17 protein-coding genes are annotated in these 18,921 nt (G+C 73.5%); 14 read left to right on the top strand and 3 right to left on the bottom strand.

Annotated elements, in window-relative coordinates:
• Positions 1–49: 49 nt before the first annotated feature.
• Both Q3W68_RS26530 and Q3W68_RS26525 read right to left on the bottom strand, forming a co-directional pair.
• The gene (locus Q3W68_RS26530) at positions 50–1,312 is read right to left on the bottom strand and encodes a CapA family protein (RefSeq protein ID WP_302908041.1); all 1,263 of its coding nucleotides are present in this window, start codon (positions 1,310–1,312) and stop codon (positions 50–52) included.
• Between the two features lie 106 nt (positions 1,313–1,418).
• A complete protein-coding gene (locus Q3W68_RS26525) occupies positions 1,419–2,105 on the bottom strand; it encodes an adenosylcobinamide amidohydrolase (RefSeq protein ID WP_302908040.1) in 687 nt (228 codons plus the stop codon).
• Between the two features lie 219 nt (positions 2,106–2,324).
• Between Q3W68_RS26525 and Q3W68_RS26520 the strand changes: the two genes are divergently transcribed.
• From Q3W68_RS26520 to Q3W68_RS26490, 7 genes are all read left to right on the top strand, one after another.
• Positions 2,325–3,002 (top strand): Crp/Fnr family transcriptional regulator, encoded by a 678-nt coding sequence (locus tag Q3W68_RS26520; protein ID WP_007073398.1) that lies wholly within the window; start codon positions 2,325–2,327, stop codon positions 3,000–3,002.
• A gap of 114 nt (positions 3,003–3,116) precedes the next feature.
• Complete coding sequence (locus Q3W68_RS26515) at positions 3,117–3,860, top strand: metallophosphoesterase (RefSeq protein ID WP_302908038.1); 744 nt, start codon at positions 3,117–3,119, stop codon at positions 3,858–3,860.
• Positions 3,861–3,936: 76 nt separating this feature from the next.
• Positions 3,937–4,401: a hypothetical protein gene (locus tag Q3W68_RS26510; protein WP_302908037.1), complete on the top strand. Its 465-nt coding sequence runs from the start codon at positions 3,937–3,939 to the stop codon at positions 4,399–4,401.
• Between the two features lie 2 nt (positions 4,402–4,403).
• On the top strand, positions 4,404–4,898 hold the full coding sequence (locus Q3W68_RS26505; protein ID WP_302908036.1) for a hypothetical protein: 495 nt from the start codon (positions 4,404–4,406) through the stop codon (positions 4,896–4,898).
• Positions 4,895–5,683 (top strand): bifunctional 2-polyprenyl-6-hydroxyphenol methylase/3-demethylubiquinol 3-O-methyltransferase UbiG, encoded by a 789-nt coding sequence (locus Q3W68_RS26500; RefSeq protein WP_302908035.1) that lies wholly within the window; start codon positions 4,895–4,897, stop codon positions 5,681–5,683. The genes Q3W68_RS26505 and Q3W68_RS26500 overlap by 4 nt, the downstream gene beginning before the upstream one ends.
• Positions 5,680–6,753, top strand: coding sequence for a radical SAM protein (locus tag Q3W68_RS26495; protein WP_302908034.1), 1,074 nt, complete (start codon positions 5,680–5,682; stop codon positions 6,751–6,753). Before Q3W68_RS26500 ends, Q3W68_RS26495 begins: the two co-directional genes overlap by 4 nt.
• Before the next feature lie 4 nt (positions 6,754–6,757).
• Positions 6,758–7,525 carry a bifunctional 2-polyprenyl-6-hydroxyphenol methylase/3-demethylubiquinol 3-O-methyltransferase UbiG gene (locus Q3W68_RS26490; RefSeq protein ID WP_302908033.1) on the top strand — a complete coding sequence of 256 codons (768 nt, stop codon included), beginning with the start codon at positions 6,758–6,760 and terminating at the stop codon, positions 7,523–7,525.
• A 14-nt stretch (positions 7,526–7,539) separates the two neighbouring features.
• Here Q3W68_RS26490 and Q3W68_RS26485 read toward each other — a convergent pair whose 3' ends face one another.
• On the bottom strand, positions 7,540–9,579 hold the full coding sequence (locus tag Q3W68_RS26485) for an aminotransferase class I/II-fold pyridoxal phosphate-dependent enzyme (protein ID WP_302908032.1): 2,040 nt from the start codon (positions 9,577–9,579) through the stop codon (positions 7,540–7,542).
• Positions 9,580–9,717: 138 nt separating this feature from the next.
• Here Q3W68_RS26485 and Q3W68_RS26480 point away from each other — a divergent pair, with 138 nt between their 5' ends.
• Genes Q3W68_RS26480 through Q3W68_RS26450 form a run of 7 tightly spaced genes read left to right on the top strand, consistent with a single transcriptional unit; the run spans position 9,718 to position 18,815 of the window.
• Positions 9,718–10,329: a TetR/AcrR family transcriptional regulator gene (locus Q3W68_RS26480; protein ID WP_302908031.1), complete on the top strand. Its 612-nt coding sequence runs from the start codon at positions 9,718–9,720 to the stop codon at positions 10,327–10,329.
• Between the two features lie 31 nt (positions 10,330–10,360).
• Positions 10,361–11,155, top strand: coding sequence for a TIGR03084 family metal-binding protein (locus tag Q3W68_RS26475; RefSeq protein ID WP_302908030.1), 795 nt, complete (start codon positions 10,361–10,363; stop codon positions 11,153–11,155).
• A 53-nt stretch (positions 11,156–11,208) separates the two neighbouring features.
• Positions 11,209–12,885: an acyclic terpene utilization AtuA family protein gene (locus tag Q3W68_RS26470; protein ID WP_302908071.1), complete on the top strand. Its 1,677-nt coding sequence runs from the start codon at positions 11,209–11,211 to the stop codon at positions 12,883–12,885.
• A complete protein-coding gene (locus Q3W68_RS26465) occupies positions 12,882–14,021 on the top strand; it encodes an acyl-CoA dehydrogenase family protein (RefSeq protein ID WP_302908029.1) in 1,140 nt (379 codons plus the stop codon). Before Q3W68_RS26470 ends, Q3W68_RS26465 begins: the two co-directional genes overlap by 4 nt.
• Complete coding sequence (locus tag Q3W68_RS26460; RefSeq protein ID WP_302908028.1) at positions 14,018–15,625, top strand: acyl-CoA carboxylase subunit beta; 1,608 nt, start codon at positions 14,018–14,020, stop codon at positions 15,623–15,625. The genes Q3W68_RS26465 and Q3W68_RS26460 overlap by 4 nt, the downstream gene beginning before the upstream one ends.
• Before the next feature lie 14 nt (positions 15,626–15,639).
• On the top strand, positions 15,640–17,655 hold the full coding sequence (locus Q3W68_RS26455; RefSeq protein ID WP_302908026.1) for a biotin carboxylase N-terminal domain-containing protein: 2,016 nt from the start codon (positions 15,640–15,642) through the stop codon (positions 17,653–17,655).
• Positions 17,652–18,815, top strand: a complete 1,164-nt coding sequence (locus Q3W68_RS26450; protein ID WP_302908025.1) for an acyl-CoA dehydrogenase family protein — start codon at positions 17,652–17,654, stop codon at positions 18,813–18,815. Before Q3W68_RS26455 ends, Q3W68_RS26450 begins: the two co-directional genes overlap by 4 nt.
• Positions 18,816–18,921: the final 106 nt, after the last annotated feature.

The following is an 18,921-nucleotide window of genomic DNA, read 5'->3' as shown; positions in this document are numbered from 1 at the left end:
CTACGTCGCGGGGCCGACGCTCCGGCGGCTCGGCGCGGCCGGGGTGCGCTCAGCCACCCGCCGGTGCGGTGATCCTGCCGGTCCCGTCGAGCTTCGCGCCGGTGTCCGGGAAGTCGGCCCGGTTCAGCTCGCGGACCAGTCCGAGCCCGCGGTTCTGCCGGTCGACCGAGGGACGGCCCACGCCGTTCATCACGGTGGAGGTGAACGTGCCGCCGGCGAACTTCCCCTCGGCGGTGAGCGACACCTTGAGCACGCCGCCCCAGCCGAGCCGGCCCGAGCTGTTCAGCGACTTGCCGCCGCCGGCGAAGTTGCCGAGGCTGTACGCGATCAGCCGCCCCTTGTAGAACTCCATCCCCCGCAGCACGTGCGGGCCGTGCCCGATGACCAGGTCGGCGCCGGCGTCGATGACGGTACGGGAGAAGCGGATCGGGTCGCCGCGGTTCTCGCCGAAGAACATCTCGGTACCCGGCTTCACCCGGGTCTTGTCCGCCCCCTCGGCACCCATGTGCACCTGCACCACCACGATCTGGGCCGACTCCTTGGCCATCTCGACCACCTGCTTGGCGGCGCTCAGGTCGACCAGGCTGTTGGACCAGGGGTACGACGAGAAGCCCACCACGGCGACCTTGATGCCCTTGACGTCCACCACTGTGATCTCGCCCGGCGCGCCGGTGTGCTTGAGGCCGTGCGCCTCCAGCGCCGACTGGGTGTTCTCGTAGCCCTGCCGGCCGTAGTCGTAGCCGTGGTTGTTGGCCTGGTTGAGCAGCTGGAACCCGGCCGACCGCAGGTGCGCGGCGTACCCGGGCGGGGCCCGGAACTGGTAGCAGTTCTTCGGCTCCGGGCCGCACTTGCCGGCGCCGGTGTCGTCGGTGAGCGGCTCCTCCAGGTTGCCCATCACCAGGTCGCCCTTGAGCGCCGACTTGACGTCGTCGAAGAAGCCCTTGCCGCCGTTGGGCGGCAGCCGGTCCGGCGCATTGCCCATGATCACGTCACCGGTCGCGGTGAGCGAGATCGACGGCTCCTTCGCCGCGTCAGGCGCGGCCGGCTGGTCACCGGTGGCCGGTCCGGCGGAGCCGGTCGCTCCACCGCCCTGCCCCGCCTGCCACCTGGGGTCGCCGCCGGACCCACCGGCGTCCCCGCCGCAGCCGGCGACGAACAGGACGGCGACGAGCGCGGCGAACGCGGCCAGGCGCCGGCCGAGCACCGCGCGGCGCGGTCCGGCGACGGCGGCGGGCGCTGCGGCGACGGCGGCGGGCGCTCCGGCGACGGCGGCGGGCGCTCCGGCGACGGCGGCGCGGAGGGTACGGGGCACAGAACGGGCGGGAGCGTACATCGTCGGCGACGCTACCGTCCCCGGGACGCCGCGACGAGGGCCGATCGGTCGGAAAACCCGGCGTGTCGAACATGACCGGCGCACGTCAGCCCGCCTGCCGGTCGGACCAGGGCACGACGGTCCCGGCGCCGCCGGAGCGGACGGCCGCGCGCACGGCCCGGGCCAGCGGCGCGCCCCAGGCCGACCGGGGACCGCCGTACGGGGCCGGATCGCCGTCGGCCGGGCAGAGCACGGTCACCGCGTCGGTGGGGGTGCCGGTGGCGGGCAGTCCCAGTTCCCAGATCGCCTGCGCCTTCGCCTCGGTGGCGGTGGCCACGGCGTTGACCAGGGCGGCGTCGCCGAGCCGCACCGGCACGTACGCGACGATGTTGACAGTGCCGACGCGCTGCGCGGGCCGGACCGGCTCGGTCGCGGCGGGCGGCGCCGGCTCGGGCGCGGCGGCCCACACCGGCGTGCCCAGGCCCACAGTCGCCCAGACCCGGACGCCGCCGTCGGTCCGGCGGACCACCTCGGTCACGTCCACGCCGGTCAGCAGCCCGACCCCGGGGCCGTCCAGGTCGAGGCCGTGCGCCAGCTCGGCCAGGTGTGCGGCGGGGTCGTCCCGGTCGTACGACATCGGCACCGTCGCGTTCAGCACCCACCCGCGGACGCCGATCCCCCCGCCCAGCGGCGCGGAGCCGACCGCCAGCAGCGGCGACTCGGCCCGCCAGACCAGCAGCGGAATTTCCCACCCGGATTCGGACCGGCTGGTCAGGAACGGCTCACACAGCACGCCGGTCACCCTACGATCGCAGGAGGGAACGGGTGGCGCCGGCCCGGGCCGGAGGCGGGATCTTAGCTGCTCACCGGGTCGGGTGGGTTACGCCCAACGATCAAGATTCCAGGGGTGCACCTCTGATTCCTACTCATGTGCGCCTAGACTGGCGGCGCGCGAGGGATCAGCGGACGGCGGACCCGGCCGACGGACGGCACGCGCAGGCGGAGGTGCGCGATGGACGAGGTACTGGCCCGCAGCGGGATCTTCCAGGGTGTCGACCCGGAGGCTGCCGAGGCGCTCGCCAAGGAGATGGAGACGATCGAGGTCCGCAAGGGCGAGGTCGTGTTCAACGAGGGTGAGCCCGGCGACAGTCTCTACATCCTCCTGTCCGGCAAGATCAAGGTGGGTCGCCGCGCGGCGGACGGCCGGCAGAACCTGATCGCCGTGATGGGCCCGTCGGACATGGTGGGTGAGCTGTCGCTCTTCGACCCCGGTCCGCGTACGGCGACGGCCACGGCGGTCACCGACACCCGCCTGGTCCGGCTGCGCAAGCAGGCGCTGCGGCCGTGGCTGAACAACCGGCCCGAGATCGCCGAGCAGCTGCTGCGGGTGCTGGCGCGCCGGCTGCGCCGGACGAACGACTCGCTCGCCGACCTGATCTTCACGGACGTGCCCGGCCGGGTCGCCAAGAACCTGCTCCAGATGGCCGGCCGCTTCGGCACCCGCGACGGCGGCGTGCTGCGCGTGACGCACGACCTCACCCAGGAGGAGATCGCCCAGCTCGTCGGCGCCTCCCGGGAGACCGTCAACAAGGCGCTGGCCGACTTCGCCTCGCGCGGCTGGCTGCGGCTGGACGGCAAGAGCATCATCATCCTCGACCCGGAGCGCCTGGCCCGCCGCGCGCGGGTCTGACCCTCCGTACCGGCCTCCCGGCCCGGCCCGCCTCCGCGCGGGCCGGGCCGGCGCCGTCTCTGCCCGCCGCAGAATCGCTTGGTCCTCCCGGGCCGGTGCCGCCAGGCTGGGACGATGCCTGATCGCGTCGCCGTCCTCTCCGACATCCACGGTGTGCTGCCCGCGCTGGAGGCGGTCCTGGCCGAGCCGGACGTGGCCGCCGCCGACCTGATCGTCCTCACCGGTGACCTGGCCGCCGGTCCGCAGCCGGTCGAGGTGCTGGACCGGCTGGCCGCGCTCGGTGACCGGGCCTGCTGGGTCGGCGGGAACGCCGACCGGGAGCTGGTGCAGGCGCGGGCCGGGAAGCCCTCAGCGATCGAGGTCTCCAACTGGGCGGCCGGGCAGCTCCGCGACGACCAGGTGGCCCGGCTGGCCGCGCTGCCGCCGTCGGTCACGTTGCCGGTCACCGGGCTGGGCGAGGTGCTGTTCTGCCACGCGACCCCACGCGACGACGAGGAGGTCGTGCTCGTCGACTCGCGGCTCGACCGCTGGGCCGAGGTCTTCGCCGGCCTGCCGGCCGAGGTCGGCACCGTGGTGTGCGGGCACACGCACATGCCGTTCACCCGCCTGGCCGACCGCCGGCTGGTGGTCAACCCGGGCAGCGTCGGCATGCCGTACGGGGGCACGGGCGCCTGGTGGGCGCTGCTCGGCCCGGGCGTGCAGTTGCGCCGGACGCGCTTCGACGTGGACGCCGCGTGCGCCCGGGTCGCCGCCGAGTCGGCGTTTCCGGACGCGGCCGCCTGGGCTGACGAGTACGTCCGCTCCCGCCACTCCGACGCCGACGCCCTCACCGTCTTCGCACCGCGAGACGGCCGCTGATCCGAGCCCTCGGGGGACCGACCGTCCAGTCTGGAGCGGGGCATCGCGATCCGCGACGCTGGGATAGCGTGAAGTAGTGACGGACCGGCGGTATCGGATCCTCCTCGTCTCCAGCAGCGGCGGCGTCCTGCTCGACCTGCTCGCGCTCCGCCCGTGGTGGGAACGGCACGACCCGGTGTGGGTGGCGGTCCGCGCCCCCGACACCGAGGTGGCGCTGACCGGGCAGCGGGTGCACTGGCAGCCCGAGCTGTCGACACGCACCCGGTGGCGGGTGCTGCCGGCGGCCTGGCGGGCCCTGTGGCTGCTGCGCCGGGAGCGACCCGACGTGGTGGTCTCGGCCGGCACCGGCGTGGCCGTCGGCGTCTTCCTCGCCGCCCGCCTGCTCCGGGTGCCGTCGCTGTGGCTGGAGACGTTCAACATGACCGGGCCCGCCGGGGCCGCCGCCCGGCTCTGCTCCCGCCTCGCCGCCGCCGTGCTGGTGCAGCGACCCGCCCTGCTGGCGTCGCGGCCCCGCGCGGTCCTCATCGGGGAGCTCTACTAGCCATGGCCCGCCTCCTGGTCACCGTCGGCATGGGCCCATGGCCGTTCGACCGCCTGATCGAGGGTGTCGCGCCGCTGTGTGCCGCGCACGAGGTGTTCGTCCAGACCGGCACGTCGGCGGTGACCCCGCCGTGTCCGCACGCCCCGTTCCTGCCCCTGGACGACCTGCGGAGGCGGCTGGCCGCCGCCGACGTGGTGATCACCCACGCCGGCAACACGGTGCGGCTGGTCCAGCGGCTCGGTCGGGTGCCGGTCGCTGTGGCCCGGGAGGCGGCACGGGGCGAGATGGGCAACGACCACCAGGTCGAATACCTGCGCGAGGAGGAACGCTCGGGCCGGGTGGTCGCGGTGTGGGACGTCGCCGAGCTGCCGGCCGTGGTGGCCGCGCACCCGCAGCGGCAACACCGGTTGCTCGCGGAACGCCCGTTGCCCGGCCCGGTCGACGGCGAACGCCTGGCCGCCACTCTGGACGCGCTCTGCGCCCGGCTGGTCCGATGAGCCGGGCCGACGAGGCGACACGCCGAACGGGTGTGCAGCCCTTCGCCACCCACCCGCAACGCCGGTACGCGTTCGCCTGGGCCGCACTGTCCGGCCGCACGGGCCGGCACCTCGACCTGGGCTGCGGCACCGGAGACTTCCTCGCCGTGCTGCACGAATACGGCACCGTGACCTGCGAGGGCGCCGACCCTCACCCGGGTTACCTCGCCGAGCTGGCGGCCCGCCACCCGGATCTGCCGCTGAGCCGGCTCGGGGTCGGCGAGCCGCTGCCGTTCGCCGACCGTCACTTCGACTCGGTGAGCCTGCTCGACGTGCTGGAACACGTGCCCGACGAGGTCGCGCTGCTGGCCGAGACGCACCGGGTGCTCGCCCCCGGTGGGCTGCTGGTGCTCACCGTCCCCCGGCGGCACGTCTTCACCTTCCTCGATCCCGACAACGCCAAGTTCGACTTCCCCCGGCTGCACCGCCTGATCTACTCGTGGCGGTTCGGGTCGCAGGTGTGGCACAGCCGGTTCGCCGACCTCTCCGACAACCTGCGCGGCGACATGTCGGTCGGCCGGGACCGGCACACCAACTACCGCACCGAGGACCTGCTCCGGCTGCTGCGCACGGCGGGCTTCACCCCGACCACTGTGACCGGCGCCAACCTCTTCTGGCGGTGGTTGCAGATCCCGGCCCTGCTCACCGGCGGGCCGGTGCGCCGCCTGCTGGAGCGCGGCATCCACCTCGACGGCCGGCTGTTCCGCTCGGCCAACCTCTTCGTCCTCGCCCGGAGACTGCCGTGACCGTCGTCGACACCGCCCGCCTCGCCTGGTTCTTCGGCCGGCTCGCCGTCAAGGAACGCATCGCGCCCCGGCTGCACGTACGGCCGCTGGTCGCCGAGCTGTTCCTCACCGACAACTGCAACCTGCGCTGCACGAGCTGCGGCTGCTGGACCACGAACACCAAGGGTGAACTCTCCACCGACGAGTGGCGCGACGTCCTGCGCCAACTCGTCGCGCTGCGCATCCACAAGGTGAACTTCACCGGCGGCGAGCCGCTGATCCGGCCGGACGCGCTGACCCTGATGTCGTACGCCCGCGAGGTGGGGGTACGACACCTGCATCTGAACACCAACGGCATCCGCCTCACCCCGCCCGTTCTGGACGAGGTGCTCGCCGCCGGCGTACGCAGCTTCAACGTCTCCGTCGACGGCCCGACGGCGTTGGTGCACGACCGGATTCGCGGGCGACTCGGTGCCTTCGAGACGACGACCCGGCACCTGCGGAACCTGATCGCCGCCCGGGACCGGCTGGGTCTGAAGGTACGGATGAACTTCACCGTCATGCGGGACAACGTGGACAGTCTGCCCGGCATCGCGGCGTTGGCCCAGGAGCTGGGCGTGACGCTCTATCTCAACCTGGTCACCGACCGGACGTTCCTGTTCCGCACCGACGCGGTCACCACCCAGACCGACGTGGCCGGCGACCGGCTCGACGCGGCGTTGGCCGAACTGGAGACGATGGCCCGGGCCGACCGGCGGTGGTTGCCGCGTTATTCGGAGCTGCGTTACCTGCGCGGGCACTTCGACGATCTCGTCCAGCGCGACCTGCCCTGCGCCGAGTCGCAGCTCAAGTTGATGGTGCACTCCCGGGGGGAGATCGGCGGCTGCTGGGCGCACGACCCGACCGCCTCGGTCCGGCAGCGCCCGATCGCCGAGATCGTCGACGCGCCGGAATACCGTGCCGAGCACGCGCGGCTGTTCCGCAAGGAGTGTGTCGGCTGCGGCAGCAACTACAGCCTCAACCTGCGCTGGCGACCGGGCACCTACCTGGCCGACCGGCAGTGGCTGCGGGGGCGGCGCAGCCTTGTCTGAGCCGATGCGTCCGAGCCAGCCCCTGTACGACGCGCTGGCGTCCGGCTACGAGGAGCACTTCGCGGTGCCGCACCGGCGTGCCTACGACGACCTGGCATGGGAGCGGGTGCGGGACTTGTTGCCGCCGGGCGCCCCGGTGGTGGACGCCGGTTGCGGCGTGGGCCGGTGGGCCCGGCGGCTGCTCGACCTCGGCCATCCGGTGACCGGTGTCGAACAGGCGCCGGGCATGGTCGCCGAGCTGCGCCGTCATCCGCCCGGTTCCGGATTCACCCTGGTCGAGGGCTCGATGACGGAGGTGACGCTGCCGGCTACGGCCGGCGCGGTGCTGGCGATGGGTTCCCTGCAGTACACGGCCGATCCCGAGCGGGCGGTCCGGCACCTGGCCGGGTGGTTGCGCCCGGGCGGCGTGCTGGCCGTGCTGGTCGACTCACTGGTGGGCCTGGTCCTGGAGCTGGTCGGTGCGGGCCGGGACGACGAGGCGGTGGACCGGCTGACCCGTAGGCGGGGTGTCTGGCGTGCCGAGGGGCACGCCGCCGACCTGCACCTGCTGGACCGAGCCCGGTTGGAGGCCGCGTTCCGCGCCGCCGGCCTGGTCGAGATCCGCAGCGCCGGGTTGCTGGTCAGCGCCGCCGCGGTGGGGCGGGCGGGGCTGGCCGGGCGGCTGGCCGCCGACCGGGACGCGCTGCTGGCGCTGGAGCGACGCCTGGGCGACGACCCGGTCCTCGCCGACGCCGGCAAGCAACTGCTGGTGACCGGCCGCGTTCCGGGTTGACCGCCCGGCCCGGTTCAGTCCAGGCATTGGCGGAGCGCCGCGACGACCCGTTCCGCCTGTTCCACTGTGATTTCCGAGGACATCGGCAGGGCCAGCGCCTCGGCGTCCAGCCGTTCGGTCACCGGTAGGCGCTCACCGCCGCCGAGCGGACCACCGTGGACGGCTGCGAAGTAGGGCTTGGTCTGTACGCCGAGGGCGGCCAGCCTCGTCGCCACGCGGTCGCGCCGGGCGAAGCGGGCCACCCAGTGCACCCAGCAGTGCCGGTCCCCGGGGCGGACCTGCTGGACCTGCACCGGCAGAGCGGACGCGGCGGCGGCGTAGACCTCCGCCACTTCGGTCCGGCACCGGACCAGCGTGTCCAGGTCCGCGAGCTGGTCGACCGCGACGACGGCGTGCAGCTCGTTCATCAGCTCGGAGCGGGTCCAGCCGGCCGGTGCGGCGAGGACCGCCTCGGCGGCGTCGGCGGGCAGCACCAGCGCGCCGCCGGCGCCACCGGCCGACACGACCTTGGCGAAGCTCATCGAGTAGGAGTGCGACAACGCCTGCTGCGCCACCGGGCGCCCCTGGTGCAGGCTGCCGAGGGCGGCGGCGGAGTCGGCCAGCAGCGCCACCCCGGCGGGGTCGCAGACCGCCCGCAGGGCCGGATAGTCGCACGGGTTGCCGAAGGTGTCGACGCAGAGCACCAGTCGTACGCCGCCCCGCTCGATCGCGGCGCCGACGGCCACGGGGTCGATCGTCCAGGTCGCAACGTCCACGTCGACGAAGCGCAGCGTGTATCCGAGTTGGACCAGGATCTCGGCGGTCGCGGGGAACGTGTAGGACGGCAGCACCGCCACGTCGCCGGGGCGGGCCGGCCCGACGGTGGCGGCCACCATGATCCGCAGGGCGGCGGTCCCCGAGGCGGTGAGCAGCACCCGATGGTCGTCGTCGAGTTGCAACTCCTTGCCGAGGCGTTCGGTCAGCTCGCGCGTCCACCGGTTGCCGTGCTTGACCTCCCCGCTGAGCAGCGCCTCCTGCTGGCGGGCGACGACCGTCTCGGGGTGGGACGGCGGGGGCGGCACGACGACCGGCAGCGGCGGCCGGAACAGGGGTGCCGGGCCGTCGTCGACCTCGGCCACCAGCTTCGCCAGGGCCGGGCGGAGCGGCTCGACCCGGTGGCCGGCGGCGGTCAGCTTGTCGGTGACCACCAGGCCGGAGCTCTCCGACGCCGGGCGCGGCATGGTCAGCAGCGGCGCCGACGAGCCGCACAGGTCCCGGATCCAGGTCGCGAGGTCGGTCAGTGGCACCGGCTCCCCGCCCACGTTCCATACGCCGGGGCCGATCCCGCGCAGGAGGATCCGTGCGAGGGTGTCCGCTGGCAGGAAGCTGCGTACGGTGTCCGCGGTGACCGGCAGCGGCAGTCCCTGGCGGGCCCGGCGGACCAGTCGGGTGGCAACCCGGTGCTGCCCCGCGCCGAAGACGTTCGCGAGCCGGAGCACTGTGAGCCGATCGGGTGGGATGGCGTCCGCGACGAGTCGTTCCTGCGCGAGCTTCGCCATCGCGTACGTCCACCGGCGGGTGGGGTCGGCGTCGGCCATCGCCCGGGCCAGTGGGGCGGCCCGCCACGGCGGGCAGGGTTCCCGGGCCAGGTCGCGCACGCGGGCGCACCAGCTGTCGAGTTCTCCGGCGGACCACGGCAGGTCGGGCGTGGTGTCCTCGGTGAGCGGACCGGACGCGGCACCGTAGACCTCGACGGACGAGGTGAGCACCACCTGGCGTCCGGCCAGGCGGGGCAGCAGCCGGGCAGTGCTGACGGCGTTGTCCAGCGGCAGTGTCCACGGGTGGCGGGGCCGGGGGTGGCTCGCACCGAGCAGCACCACGACGATGCCGGGCGGCAGCTCGGGTGGGTCGGCGGTGAGCAGGTCCGCCCTGATCCAGTCGTGGCCGGCGGCGGCGTGCGTCTCGGCGGGCGGATGGCGGTCCACGGTGGTGACCCGCGCGCCGGCGGCCAGCAGCGCCCCGGCGGTCGCCGTGCCCAGGAACCCTGCCCCTCCGACGAGCACAAATTCATTCATGTTGTGCCTCCCCGTGATCCAGCACGATATCGCGGAACGGCCGCGTGGAGGTGTCGGATAGCGGTCCGGGATCCAGGCGGGCGACGGCCCAAAAAAGTCAGGCTTGACTGTTTGTTTTGGGCGAGGCACGCTGTCTGCGTGTCGAGCCGAGTCCCGCAGCAGGAGCGCAGCCGCGCCACCCAGGCACGGCTGCTTGAGGCGACCGTCGAGTGCCTGGTGGAGCACGGCTGGTCCGGCACCACGACGACCGTGGTGGCGGCCCACGCCGGCGTCTCCCGGGGCGCCCAGCTGCACCACTACCCCACCAAGGCCGCGCTGGTGACCGCCGCCGTCACGCACCTGACCGAGCGCCGGGCGGCCGAGCTGCGCGCCGAGGCGGCGGCCCTGCCGGTGGGCCCCAAGCGGCTCGACGGCGTGGTCGACCTGCTCGCCACCTCCTTCACCGGCCCGCTGTTCGTGGCCGCGCTGGAGCTGTGGGTCGCCGCCCGCACCGACGCCGAACTGCGGGCCGCGCTGGTGCCGCTGGAGGCGCGGATCGGCCGCGAGATGCACCGGCTCACCGTCGAGCTGCTCGGCGTGGACGAGCGCAAGCCGGGCGTACGCGAGTCGGTGCAGGCCACCCTGGACCTGCTCCGCGGTCTCGGTGTGGCCAACCTGCTCAGCGACGACTCGCCCCGCCGCGCCGCCCTGCTGCACACCTGGAAACGCCAGCTCGCCGCGCTGCTCACCCCCGAGAGCGAGCGGCACTGATCCCCTGACGCCCACCCCCGCCGGAGGCATGATGGTCGACCTGACAGCCCTGCTCGCGGACCTGGCCGCCGAGTCCGAACAGCTCGACGCGCTCGTCGCGGAACTGCCGCCGGAGGGATGGGAACGGCCGACACCGGCCCCGGGCTGGACCGTCGCGCACCAGGTCGCGCACCTCGCCTGGACCGACCACGTCGCCTACCTGGCGGCCACCGACGAGTCCGCGTTCTTCGCCTCGGTGATGGCCGCGCCGGACCCGTCGCGCCTGGTCGAGGACGGCGCCGAGGCCTTCCTCGCGCCCCCGGCCGCGCTGCTGGCCCGCTGGCGTGCCGGCCGGTCGGCGCTCGCCGGGGCGCTCACCGCCGTCCCGGCCGGGCAGAAGATCCCCTGGTACGGCACCAGCATGTCGCAGGCGTCGATGGTGACGGCCCGGCTGATGGAGACGTGGGCGCACGGCGAGGACGTGGCCGACGCGCTCGGCGTCAGCCGCACCCCGACCGAGCGCCTGCGGCACATCGCGCACCTCGGCTTCCGTACCCTCGGGCACGGCTTCGCGGCCCACGGCCGCGAGGTGCCCACGGCGCCGGTGCGGGTGGAGCTGACCGCGCCCGCGGGCGGCGACGTGTGGGAGTTCGGGCCGGCCGACGCGGCCGACCGGGTGACCGGCCCCGCGCTCGACTTCTGCCTGCTCGTCACGCAGCGACGGCACCGCGCGGACCTGGCCCTGACCGCCACCGGACCGGTCGCCGACGAGTGGCTGGACGTGGCCCAGGCGTTCGCCGGCCCGCCCGGCGGCAAGCAGGAGCCCGCGAGCGGAGGCCCGGCATGAACGAACGCACCGAGCGAAGCGAGGGCCGTGAGAGCATGCCCGATCAGCACAGCATGAGCGTGCTGCGGATCGGGAACGCGTCGGGCTTCTACGGCGACCGCTTCACCGCCTGGCGGGAGATGCTCGACGGCGGCGAGCTGGACGTGCTGACCGGCGACTACCTGGCCGAGCTGACCATGCTCATCCTCGGCCGGGACCGGATGCGCGACCCGTCGCTCGGTTACGCCAAGACGTTCCTGCGCCAGGCGGAGGGTGTGCTCGGCACCGCGCTGGAGCGCGGCGTCACGCTGGTCACCAACGCGGGCGGCCTCAACCCGGCGGGGCTGGCCGACGCGATCCGGTCGCTCGGCGACCGGCTCGGCCTCCAGGTCCGGGTCGGGTACGTCGAAGGCGACGCGATCCAGCGGCCGGACGCGTTGACCGCGAACGCCTACCTGGGCGCGTTCGGGATCGCAGCCTGCCTGGACGCGGGCGCGGACGTGGTGGTCACCGGGCGGGTCACCGACGCCTCGCTGGCGGTCGGCCCGGCGATCGCCCGCTTCGGGTGGACCCGCGACGACCTCGACGCGCTGGCCGGCGCGACTGTGGCCGGGCACCTGATCGAGTGCGGGGCACAGGTCACGGGCGGCAACTTCAGCTTCTTCACCGAGCTGCCGGACGGCGGGCACCGCCCCGGCTTCCCCATCGCCGAGCTGCACCCGGACGGCTCGTCGGTGCTCACCAAGCACCCCGGCACCGGCGGTGCGGCCACCGTCGAGACGGTCACCGCCCAGCTGCTGTACGAGGTGGGCGGGCCGGACTACCTCGGGCCGGACGTGGTGACCCGGCTGGACACGGTGCGGCTGGAGCAGGAGGGCCCGGACCGGGTACGCGTGTCCGGGGTGCGCGGCACGCCGCCGCCGGACACGCTGAAGGTGGGTGTCAACAACCTCGGCGGCTTCCGCAACTCGATGACGTTCGTGCTGTGCGGGCTGGACATCCCGGCCAAGGCGGCACTGGTCCGGGGCCAGATCGAGGATTCGGTCGGCACGGAGGGGCTGGAGTTCACGCTGGCCCGTACCGACCACCCGGACACCGGCGACACCGAGGCGGCGAGCGCGCTGCTGCACGTACACCTGCGCGACGGCGACAAGTCGCGGGCCGGGCGGGCGTTCTCGGCGGCGGCGGTGGAGCTGGCGCTGGCCTCGTACCCGGGCTGCACGCTCACCACGCTGCCCGGTGACGCCACGCCGTACGGAGTGTTCACGTCGGACACGATCGCGCAGGACGCGGTCGAGCACGTGGCGGTGCTCCCGTCCGGCGAGCGGGTGCCGATCGCGCCGCCGACGGTGACGGGCGGTTTGGAAGGGACCCTTGTACAACACGAGGCGTTAACAGGGGGCCCTTCCTTGCACGACACCCGGCGTGGGCCGCTGGGTGAGCTGGTCGGGGCGCGGTCCGGCGACAAGGGCGGCGACGCCAACCTGGGCGTCTGGGCCCGCACCGACGCGACCTGGCCCTGGCTGCGCGACTGGCTGACGGTGGAGCGGCTGGCCGAGCTGCTGCCCGAGACGGCGGCGCTCACAGTCGAGCGGTACGAGCTGCCGAACCTGCGCGCGCTCAACTTCGTGATCCGAGGGCTGCTCGGGCAGGGCGTGGCCGCCTCCACCCGGTTCGATCCCCAGGCCAAGGCGCTCGGCGAGCTGCTGCGCTCGCGAGTCGTCGATCTTCCGACGGAGGTTCCGGCATGACCATCGTGGACACGCCGGAACGCCGGCAACTGCGCGAGCTGACCCGCTCGTTCGTCACCCGGGAGGTGCTGCCGCACCTGTCCGACTGGGAACGGGCGGGCGAGGTGCCCCGGTCGCTGCACGAGACGGCCGCGAAGATCGGCCTGCTCGGCATCGGCTTCCCGGAGTCGGTCGGCGGCAGCGGCGGAGACCTGCTCGACTCGATGGTGGTCACCGAGGAGATCATCCGCTCGGGCGGGTCGTCCGGACTGGTCGCCGCGCTGTTCACGCATGGGATCGCGCTGCCGCACATGGTCGAGACCCAGGACGAAGGGCTGATCGACAGGTACGTCCGGCCCGCGCTCGCCGGGACGATGATCGGCGCGCTGGCGATCACCGAACCGGACGGCGGCTCGGACGTGGCGGGCATCCGCACCTGCGCGGTCCGCGACGGCGACCACTACGTCGTCAACGGGTCCAAGACGTACATCACCAGCGGGGTCCGCGCCGACTTCGTCACCACCGCAGTCTGCACCGACTTCCCCGGCTCGGGCTCGGTCAGCCTGCTCGTCATCGACAAGGGCTCGCCCGGGTTCACGGTGGGCCGGCGGCTGGAGAAGCTGGGCTGGCACTGCTCGGACACCGCCGAGCTGTCCTTCGTCGACGTCCGGGTGCCGGTGGCGAACCGGGTCGGCCCGGAGGACACCGGATTCCTCGCCATCATGCAGCAGTTCGCAAACGAGCGGCTGTCGCTCGCCACCCAGGCGTACGCGACCGCGCAGCGCTGCGTGGACCTGGCGGTGCAGTGGTGCCGGGACCGGCAGACGTTCGGCCGGCCGCTCGTCGGGCGCCAGGTCGTCCGGCACAAGCTGGCCGAGATGCACAGCCGCACCGACGCGGCGCGGGCGTACGTGCACGAGGTCGCCGAGCGGGTGGCCGCCGGGCAGCCGGTGGTGACCGAGGTGGCGATCGCGAAGAACGTGGCGGTGTCCGCGTGCGACTTCGTCGTCGACGCCGCGCTGCAACTGCACGGCGGCTTCGGCTACATGCGCGACGCCGAGGTGGAGCGGCACTACCGCGACGCCCGTCTGCTCGGCATCGGCGGCGGCACCACCGAGATCATGAACGAGATCATCGCGAAGGGCATGGGCCTGTGAGCACGACAGTCCTGCAGAGCACTATCGACCCGTCCACGCCCGCCTTCACCGCCAACCGGGAGGCGCTGCTGGAGCGCCTGGCCGAGCTGGAGGAGGCGCTCGACCAGGCCCGGGGCGGTGGTGGCGAGAAGTACGTGACCCGCCACCACGGTCGCGGCAAGCTGCTCCCCCGGGAACGCATCGAGCTGCTGCTCGACCCGGACAGCCCGTTCCTGGAACTGTCGTCGGTGGCCGCGTACGGCACGGACTTCCCGGTCGGCGCCAGCACCGTGACCGGCATCGGCGTGGTCGAGGGCGTGGAGTGCCTGATCGTGGCGAACGACCCGACGGTACGCGGCGGCGCGATCAATCCGTGGTCGCTGGCGAAGACCCGCCGGGCGGGTGAGATCGCGGCGGCCAACCGGCTGCCGATGATCAACCTGGTCGAGTCGGCCGGCGCGGACCTGCCCACCCAGGCGGAGATCTTCATTCCCGGCGGCCGGGTGTTCCGCGACCTGACCCGGCTCTCCGCGCAGCGGATCCCGACCGTGAGCGTGGTCTTCGGCAACGCCACAGCCGGTGGCGCGTACGTGCCGGGCATGTCGGACTTCACCATCATGATCCGCGACCGGTCGCAGGTCTACCTGGCCGGGCCGCCGCTGGTCAAGATGGCCACCGGCGAGGTCACCGACGACGAGTCGCTGGGCGGCGCGGCGATGCACGCCACCACGTCCGGCCTGGCCGACTTCCTCGCCGAGGACGAGCGCGACGGCATCCGGCTGGCCCGGCAGTGCGTCCGCCGGCTCAACTGGCGCAAGCACGGCCCGCCGCCGCGCAACCCGCACCCGCTGCCACCCCGGTACGACCCGGAGGAGCTGCTCGGCATCGCCAGCGCCGACCTGAAGGTGCCGTTCGACCCGCGCGACGTGCTGGCCCGGGTGCTCGACGACAGCGCGTTCGACGAGTTCAAGCCCGGCTACGGCACCGCGCTGGTCACCGGCTGGGGTGAGCTGCACGGCTACCCGGTCGGCGTGCTGGCGAACGCCCGGGGCGTGCTGTTCAGCGAGGAGGCGCAGAAGGCGGCGCAGTTCATCCAGCTCGCCAACGCGGCGGACACGCCGCTGGTCTTCCTCCAGAACACCACCGGCTACATGGTCGGCACCGAGTACGAGCAGCGCGGCATCATCAAGCACGGCGCCATGATGATCAACGCGGTGTCGAACTCGAAGGTGCCGCACCTGACGGTCAACCTGGGCGCCTCCTACGGCGCGGGCAACTACGGCATGTGCGGTCGGGCGTACGAGCCACGGTTCCTGTTCACCTGGCCGAACGCGAAGTCGGCGGTGATGGGTCCGGCGCAGCTCGCCGGTGTGCTGTCCATCGTGGCGCGGCAGGCCGCCGCCGCCCGGGGACGCGAGTACGACGAGGACACCGACGCCGCCATGCGGATGATGGTCGAGCAGCAGATCGAGTCGCAGTCCGGCGCGCTGTTCCTGTCCGGGCGGCTCTACGACGACGGGGTGATCGACCCCCGGGACACCCGCACCGTCCTCGGGTTGTGCCTGTCGGCGATCCACAACGGACCGGTGAAGGGCGCCGACGGTTTCGGCGTCTTCCGGATGTAGGGGGCGTACTCACAATGATCACCAAGCTTCTGGTCGCCAACCGGGGGGAGATCGCCCGCCGGGTCTTCGCCACCTGCCGCGCCCTCGGCGTGGCCACAGTCGCCGTGCACTCCGACGCGGACGCCGACGCGCCGTTCGTGGCCGACGCCGACCAGGCCGTACGGCTGCCCGGTAACACGCCGGCCGAGACGTACCTGCGCATCGACGCCATCCTGGACGCGGCCCGCCGCTCCGGCGCCGACGCCGTCCACCCCGGTTACGGGTTCCTGGCGGAGAACGCGGAGTTCGCGGCGGCGGTGACCGACGCGGGCCTGACCTGGGTCGGGCCGTCGGCCAAGGCGATCGCGGCGATGGGCGACAAGATGGCCGCCAAGGCGCTGCTCGCCGACGCGGGCGTGCCGATGCTGCCCACCTGGACCGATCCGGCCGAGGTCACCGCCTTCCCGGTGCTGGTCAAGGCCGCGGCCGGTGGCGGCGGCCGGGGCATGCGGATCGTCCGCGACGCGGCCGGGCTGGCCGAGGCCGTCGCGGGCGCGCGCCGCGAGGCGGCTGCCGCGTTCGGCGACGGCACCGTCTTCATCGAGCGGTACGTGGAACGCGGCCGCCACGTCGAGGTGCAGATCTTCGGCGACTCCCACGGCACCGTCGTGGCGCTCGGAGTGCGCGACTGCTCCATCCAGCGCCGCCACCAGAAGATCGTCGAGGAGGCGCCGGGTGTGCTGCCCGACGACGTGCGCGCGGCGCTGCACGAGGCGGCGGTGGCGGCCGGGCGTGCCGTCGACTACGTCGGCGCGGGCACCGTGGAGTTCCTGCTCGCGCCGGACGGGCAGGTGCACTTCCTGGAGATGAACACCCGCCTCCAGGTGGAGCACCCGGTCACCGAGCTGACCACCGGGCTGGACCTGGTCCGGCTGCAACTGCTCGTCGCCGAGGGCGAGCCGCTGCCGGTCACCACCACGCCGCCCGCCGACGGCCACGCCATCGAGGTACGGCTGTGCGCCGAGGACCCGGCCCAGGGCTTCCGCCCGGCCACCGGCACGCTGCACCGGTTCGCGATCCCCGGGGTCGCAGCCGAGTTCGGCCCGGCCCGTGGCCTGCGCTTGGACTCGGGTGTGGTGGACGGCTCGGCGGTGAGCGTGCACTACGACTCGATGCTGGCGAAGCTGGTGGCCTGGGCACCCACCCGTACCGAGGCGGCCCGGGCCCTGGCCGGCGCGCTCGCCCGCGCCGAACTGCACGGCGTGGGCACCAACCGGGACCTGCTGGTCCGCGTGCTGCGCAGCCCGGAGTTCGCATCCGTGGACGTGGACACCGGCTTCCTGGACCGGCACCCGGAGGTGTTCGAGCCGCTGCTGCCGGCGGAGCAGCTTCCGGTGGTGGCGCTGGCCGCCGCGCTGGCCGGGGCCGCCGCGCGCCGGGCCGCCGCACCGGTGCTGGCCGGGTTGCCGTCGGGCTGGCGCAACGTGCCGTCCTTCCCGCAGGTCACCCGCTTCACCGGCCCGGGTGACGAGGAGATCGAGGTCCACTACCGGCTCGACCGCACCGGCGCCCTCGCCGAGTGGGGAAGGAAGGGCCCCCTCTTAACGGATCCGGTAGAGGAAGGGTCCCCTGTTAACAGCGAGCTGCCGGTGGTCGACCTGGTCACGGCCGGCCCGGAGCGGGTGGTGCTCGACGTCGACGGGGTGCGGCGGGCCTTCCGCGTACACCGGGTGGGGTCGTCGGTCTTCGTGGACGGCCCGGACGGGGCGGCGAGCCTCACCGAGCTGCCCCGCCTGCCCCTGCCCACCGCGGAGCTGGCGGCCGGGTCGCTGCTCGCGCCGCTGCCCGGCGCGGTGACCCGGGTGCACGTGGAGGTCGGCCAGCGGGTCGCCGCCGGTGACCTGCTGCTGACGCTGGAAGCGATGAAGCTCGAACATCCCGTGCTCGCCCCCGCCGACGGCGTGGTGACGGAGCTGCCGGTGCCGGCCGGCGGCCAGGTCGAGACGGGTGCCGTACTTGCCGTGGTGGACCCCGAGGAGGACCCGCAGTGAACTTCGACCTGACCCCCGAGCAGGACCAGCTCCGCGACGCCGTCCGGGCGTTGGGCCGCAAGTACGGCCACTCCTACTTCGTGTCCAAGGCGAAATCGGGGGAACACACCACCGAGCTGTGGCACGAGGCCGGCCGGCTGGGCTACCTGGGCGTGAACATCCCCACCGAGTACGGCGGCGGGGGCGGCGGCATCACCGAGCTGGCGCTGGTGTGCGAGGAACTGGCCGCGACGGGCTGCCCGCTGCTGCTCCTGGTGGTCTCCCCCGCCATCGCCGCCACGATCATCAACAAGCACGGTACGGAGGAGCAGCGCAAGAAGCACCTCCCCGGCCTGGCCGACGGCTCCCAGAAGATCGTCTTCGCGATCACCGAGCCGGACGCCGGCTCGAACTTCCACCGCCTCGCCACTGTGGCCCGCCGCGACGGCGACGACTGGCTGATCAGCGGCCGGAAGATCTACATCTCCGGCGTGGACGAGGCCGGGCACGTGCTCGTGGTCGCCCGCACCGAGGATTCCTCCACCGGAAAGCTCAAGCCGGCGCTGTTCATCGTGCCGACCGACGCGCCGGGCCTGGAGAAGTCCAAGCTGGACATGGAGATCCTGTCGCCGGAGAACCAGTTCCTGCTCTTCCTCGACGACGTCCGGCTGCCCGCCGACGCGCTAGTCGGCGAGTCGCTCGACGCCGGGCTGCCCGCGCTGTTCGCCGGGCTGAACCCGGAACGCATCACGGTGGCCGCGATGGGCGCCGGCACCGGCCGGTACGCGATCGAGAAGGCAAGCGACTACACCGCCACCCGCAAGGTGTGGGGTGGGCGCTCGATCGGCTCCCACCAGGGTGTGGCGCACCCGCTGGCGCACGCGGCGGTGCAGGTCGAGCTGGCCCGGCTGATGATCCACAAGGCGGCGACGCTCTACGACGCGGGCCGCGACCTGGAAGCCGGCATCTCCGGCAACATGGCCAAGTACGCGGCGGGCGAGGCCGCCGCGCTCGCCGTCGACACCGCCGTCCAGGCGCTCGGCGGGGCCGGCATGACCACCGAGTACGGCGTGGCGACGCTGCTCGGCGCGGTACGCGCGGGCCGGATCGCACCGGTCAGCCGGGAGATGATCCTCAACTTCGTCGCCCAGCACGTCCTTTCCCAGGACAAGTCCTACTGACCCGCCCGTGCGGCTCGCTCCGCCGCTGAGTGGAACGCCATGGGTGTCTCCGGCCGTGTTTGACACCCATGGCGTTCCACCGGGGCGCTCGCGCCCACCTGTCCCA

Origin of the sequence: Micromonospora sp. C28ISP2-4 (assembly GCF_030519385.1) — a bacterium.
In the GTDB taxonomy this organism is placed as follows: Bacteria; Actinomycetota; Actinomycetes; order Mycobacteriales; family Micromonosporaceae; genus Micromonospora; species Micromonospora tulbaghiae.
The sequence above is the reverse complement of the archived record's forward strand: the minus strand, read 5'-3'. Positions and strand labels throughout refer to the sequence as shown.

What these genes read in the sequence shown, in the direction of transcription:
- Q3W68_RS26475 (WP_302908030.1), top strand. Translation starts at nt 10,361, where the DNA reads ATGGTCGACCTGACAGCCCTGCTCGCGGACCTGGCCGCCGAGTCCGAA.
- Q3W68_RS26505 (WP_302908036.1), top strand. Translation starts at nt 4,404, where the DNA reads ATGGCCCGCCTCCTGGTCACCGTCGGCATGGGCCCATGGCCGTTCGAC.
- Q3W68_RS26515 (WP_302908038.1), top strand. Translation starts at nt 3,117, where the DNA reads ATGCCTGATCGCGTCGCCGTCCTCTCCGACATCCACGGTGTGCTGCCC.
- Q3W68_RS26470 (WP_302908071.1), top strand. Translation starts at nt 11,209, where the DNA reads ATGAGCGTGCTGCGGATCGGGAACGCGTCGGGCTTCTACGGCGACCGC.
- Q3W68_RS26485 (WP_302908032.1), bottom strand. Translation starts at nt 9,579, where the DNA reads ATGAATGAATTTGTGCTCGTCGGAGGGGCAGGGTTCCTGGGCACGGCG.
- Q3W68_RS26465 (WP_302908029.1), top strand. Translation starts at nt 12,882, where the DNA reads ATGACCATCGTGGACACGCCGGAACGCCGGCAACTGCGCGAGCTGACC.
- Q3W68_RS26500 (WP_302908035.1), top strand. Translation starts at nt 4,895, where the DNA reads ATGAGCCGGGCCGACGAGGCGACACGCCGAACGGGTGTGCAGCCCTTC.
- Q3W68_RS26490 (WP_302908033.1), top strand. Translation starts at nt 6,758, where the DNA reads ATGCGTCCGAGCCAGCCCCTGTACGACGCGCTGGCGTCCGGCTACGAG.
- Q3W68_RS26455 (WP_302908026.1), top strand. Translation starts at nt 15,640, where the DNA reads ATGATCACCAAGCTTCTGGTCGCCAACCGGGGGGAGATCGCCCGCCGG.
- Q3W68_RS26520 (WP_007073398.1), top strand. Translation starts at nt 2,325, where the DNA reads ATGGACGAGGTACTGGCCCGCAGCGGGATCTTCCAGGGTGTCGACCCG.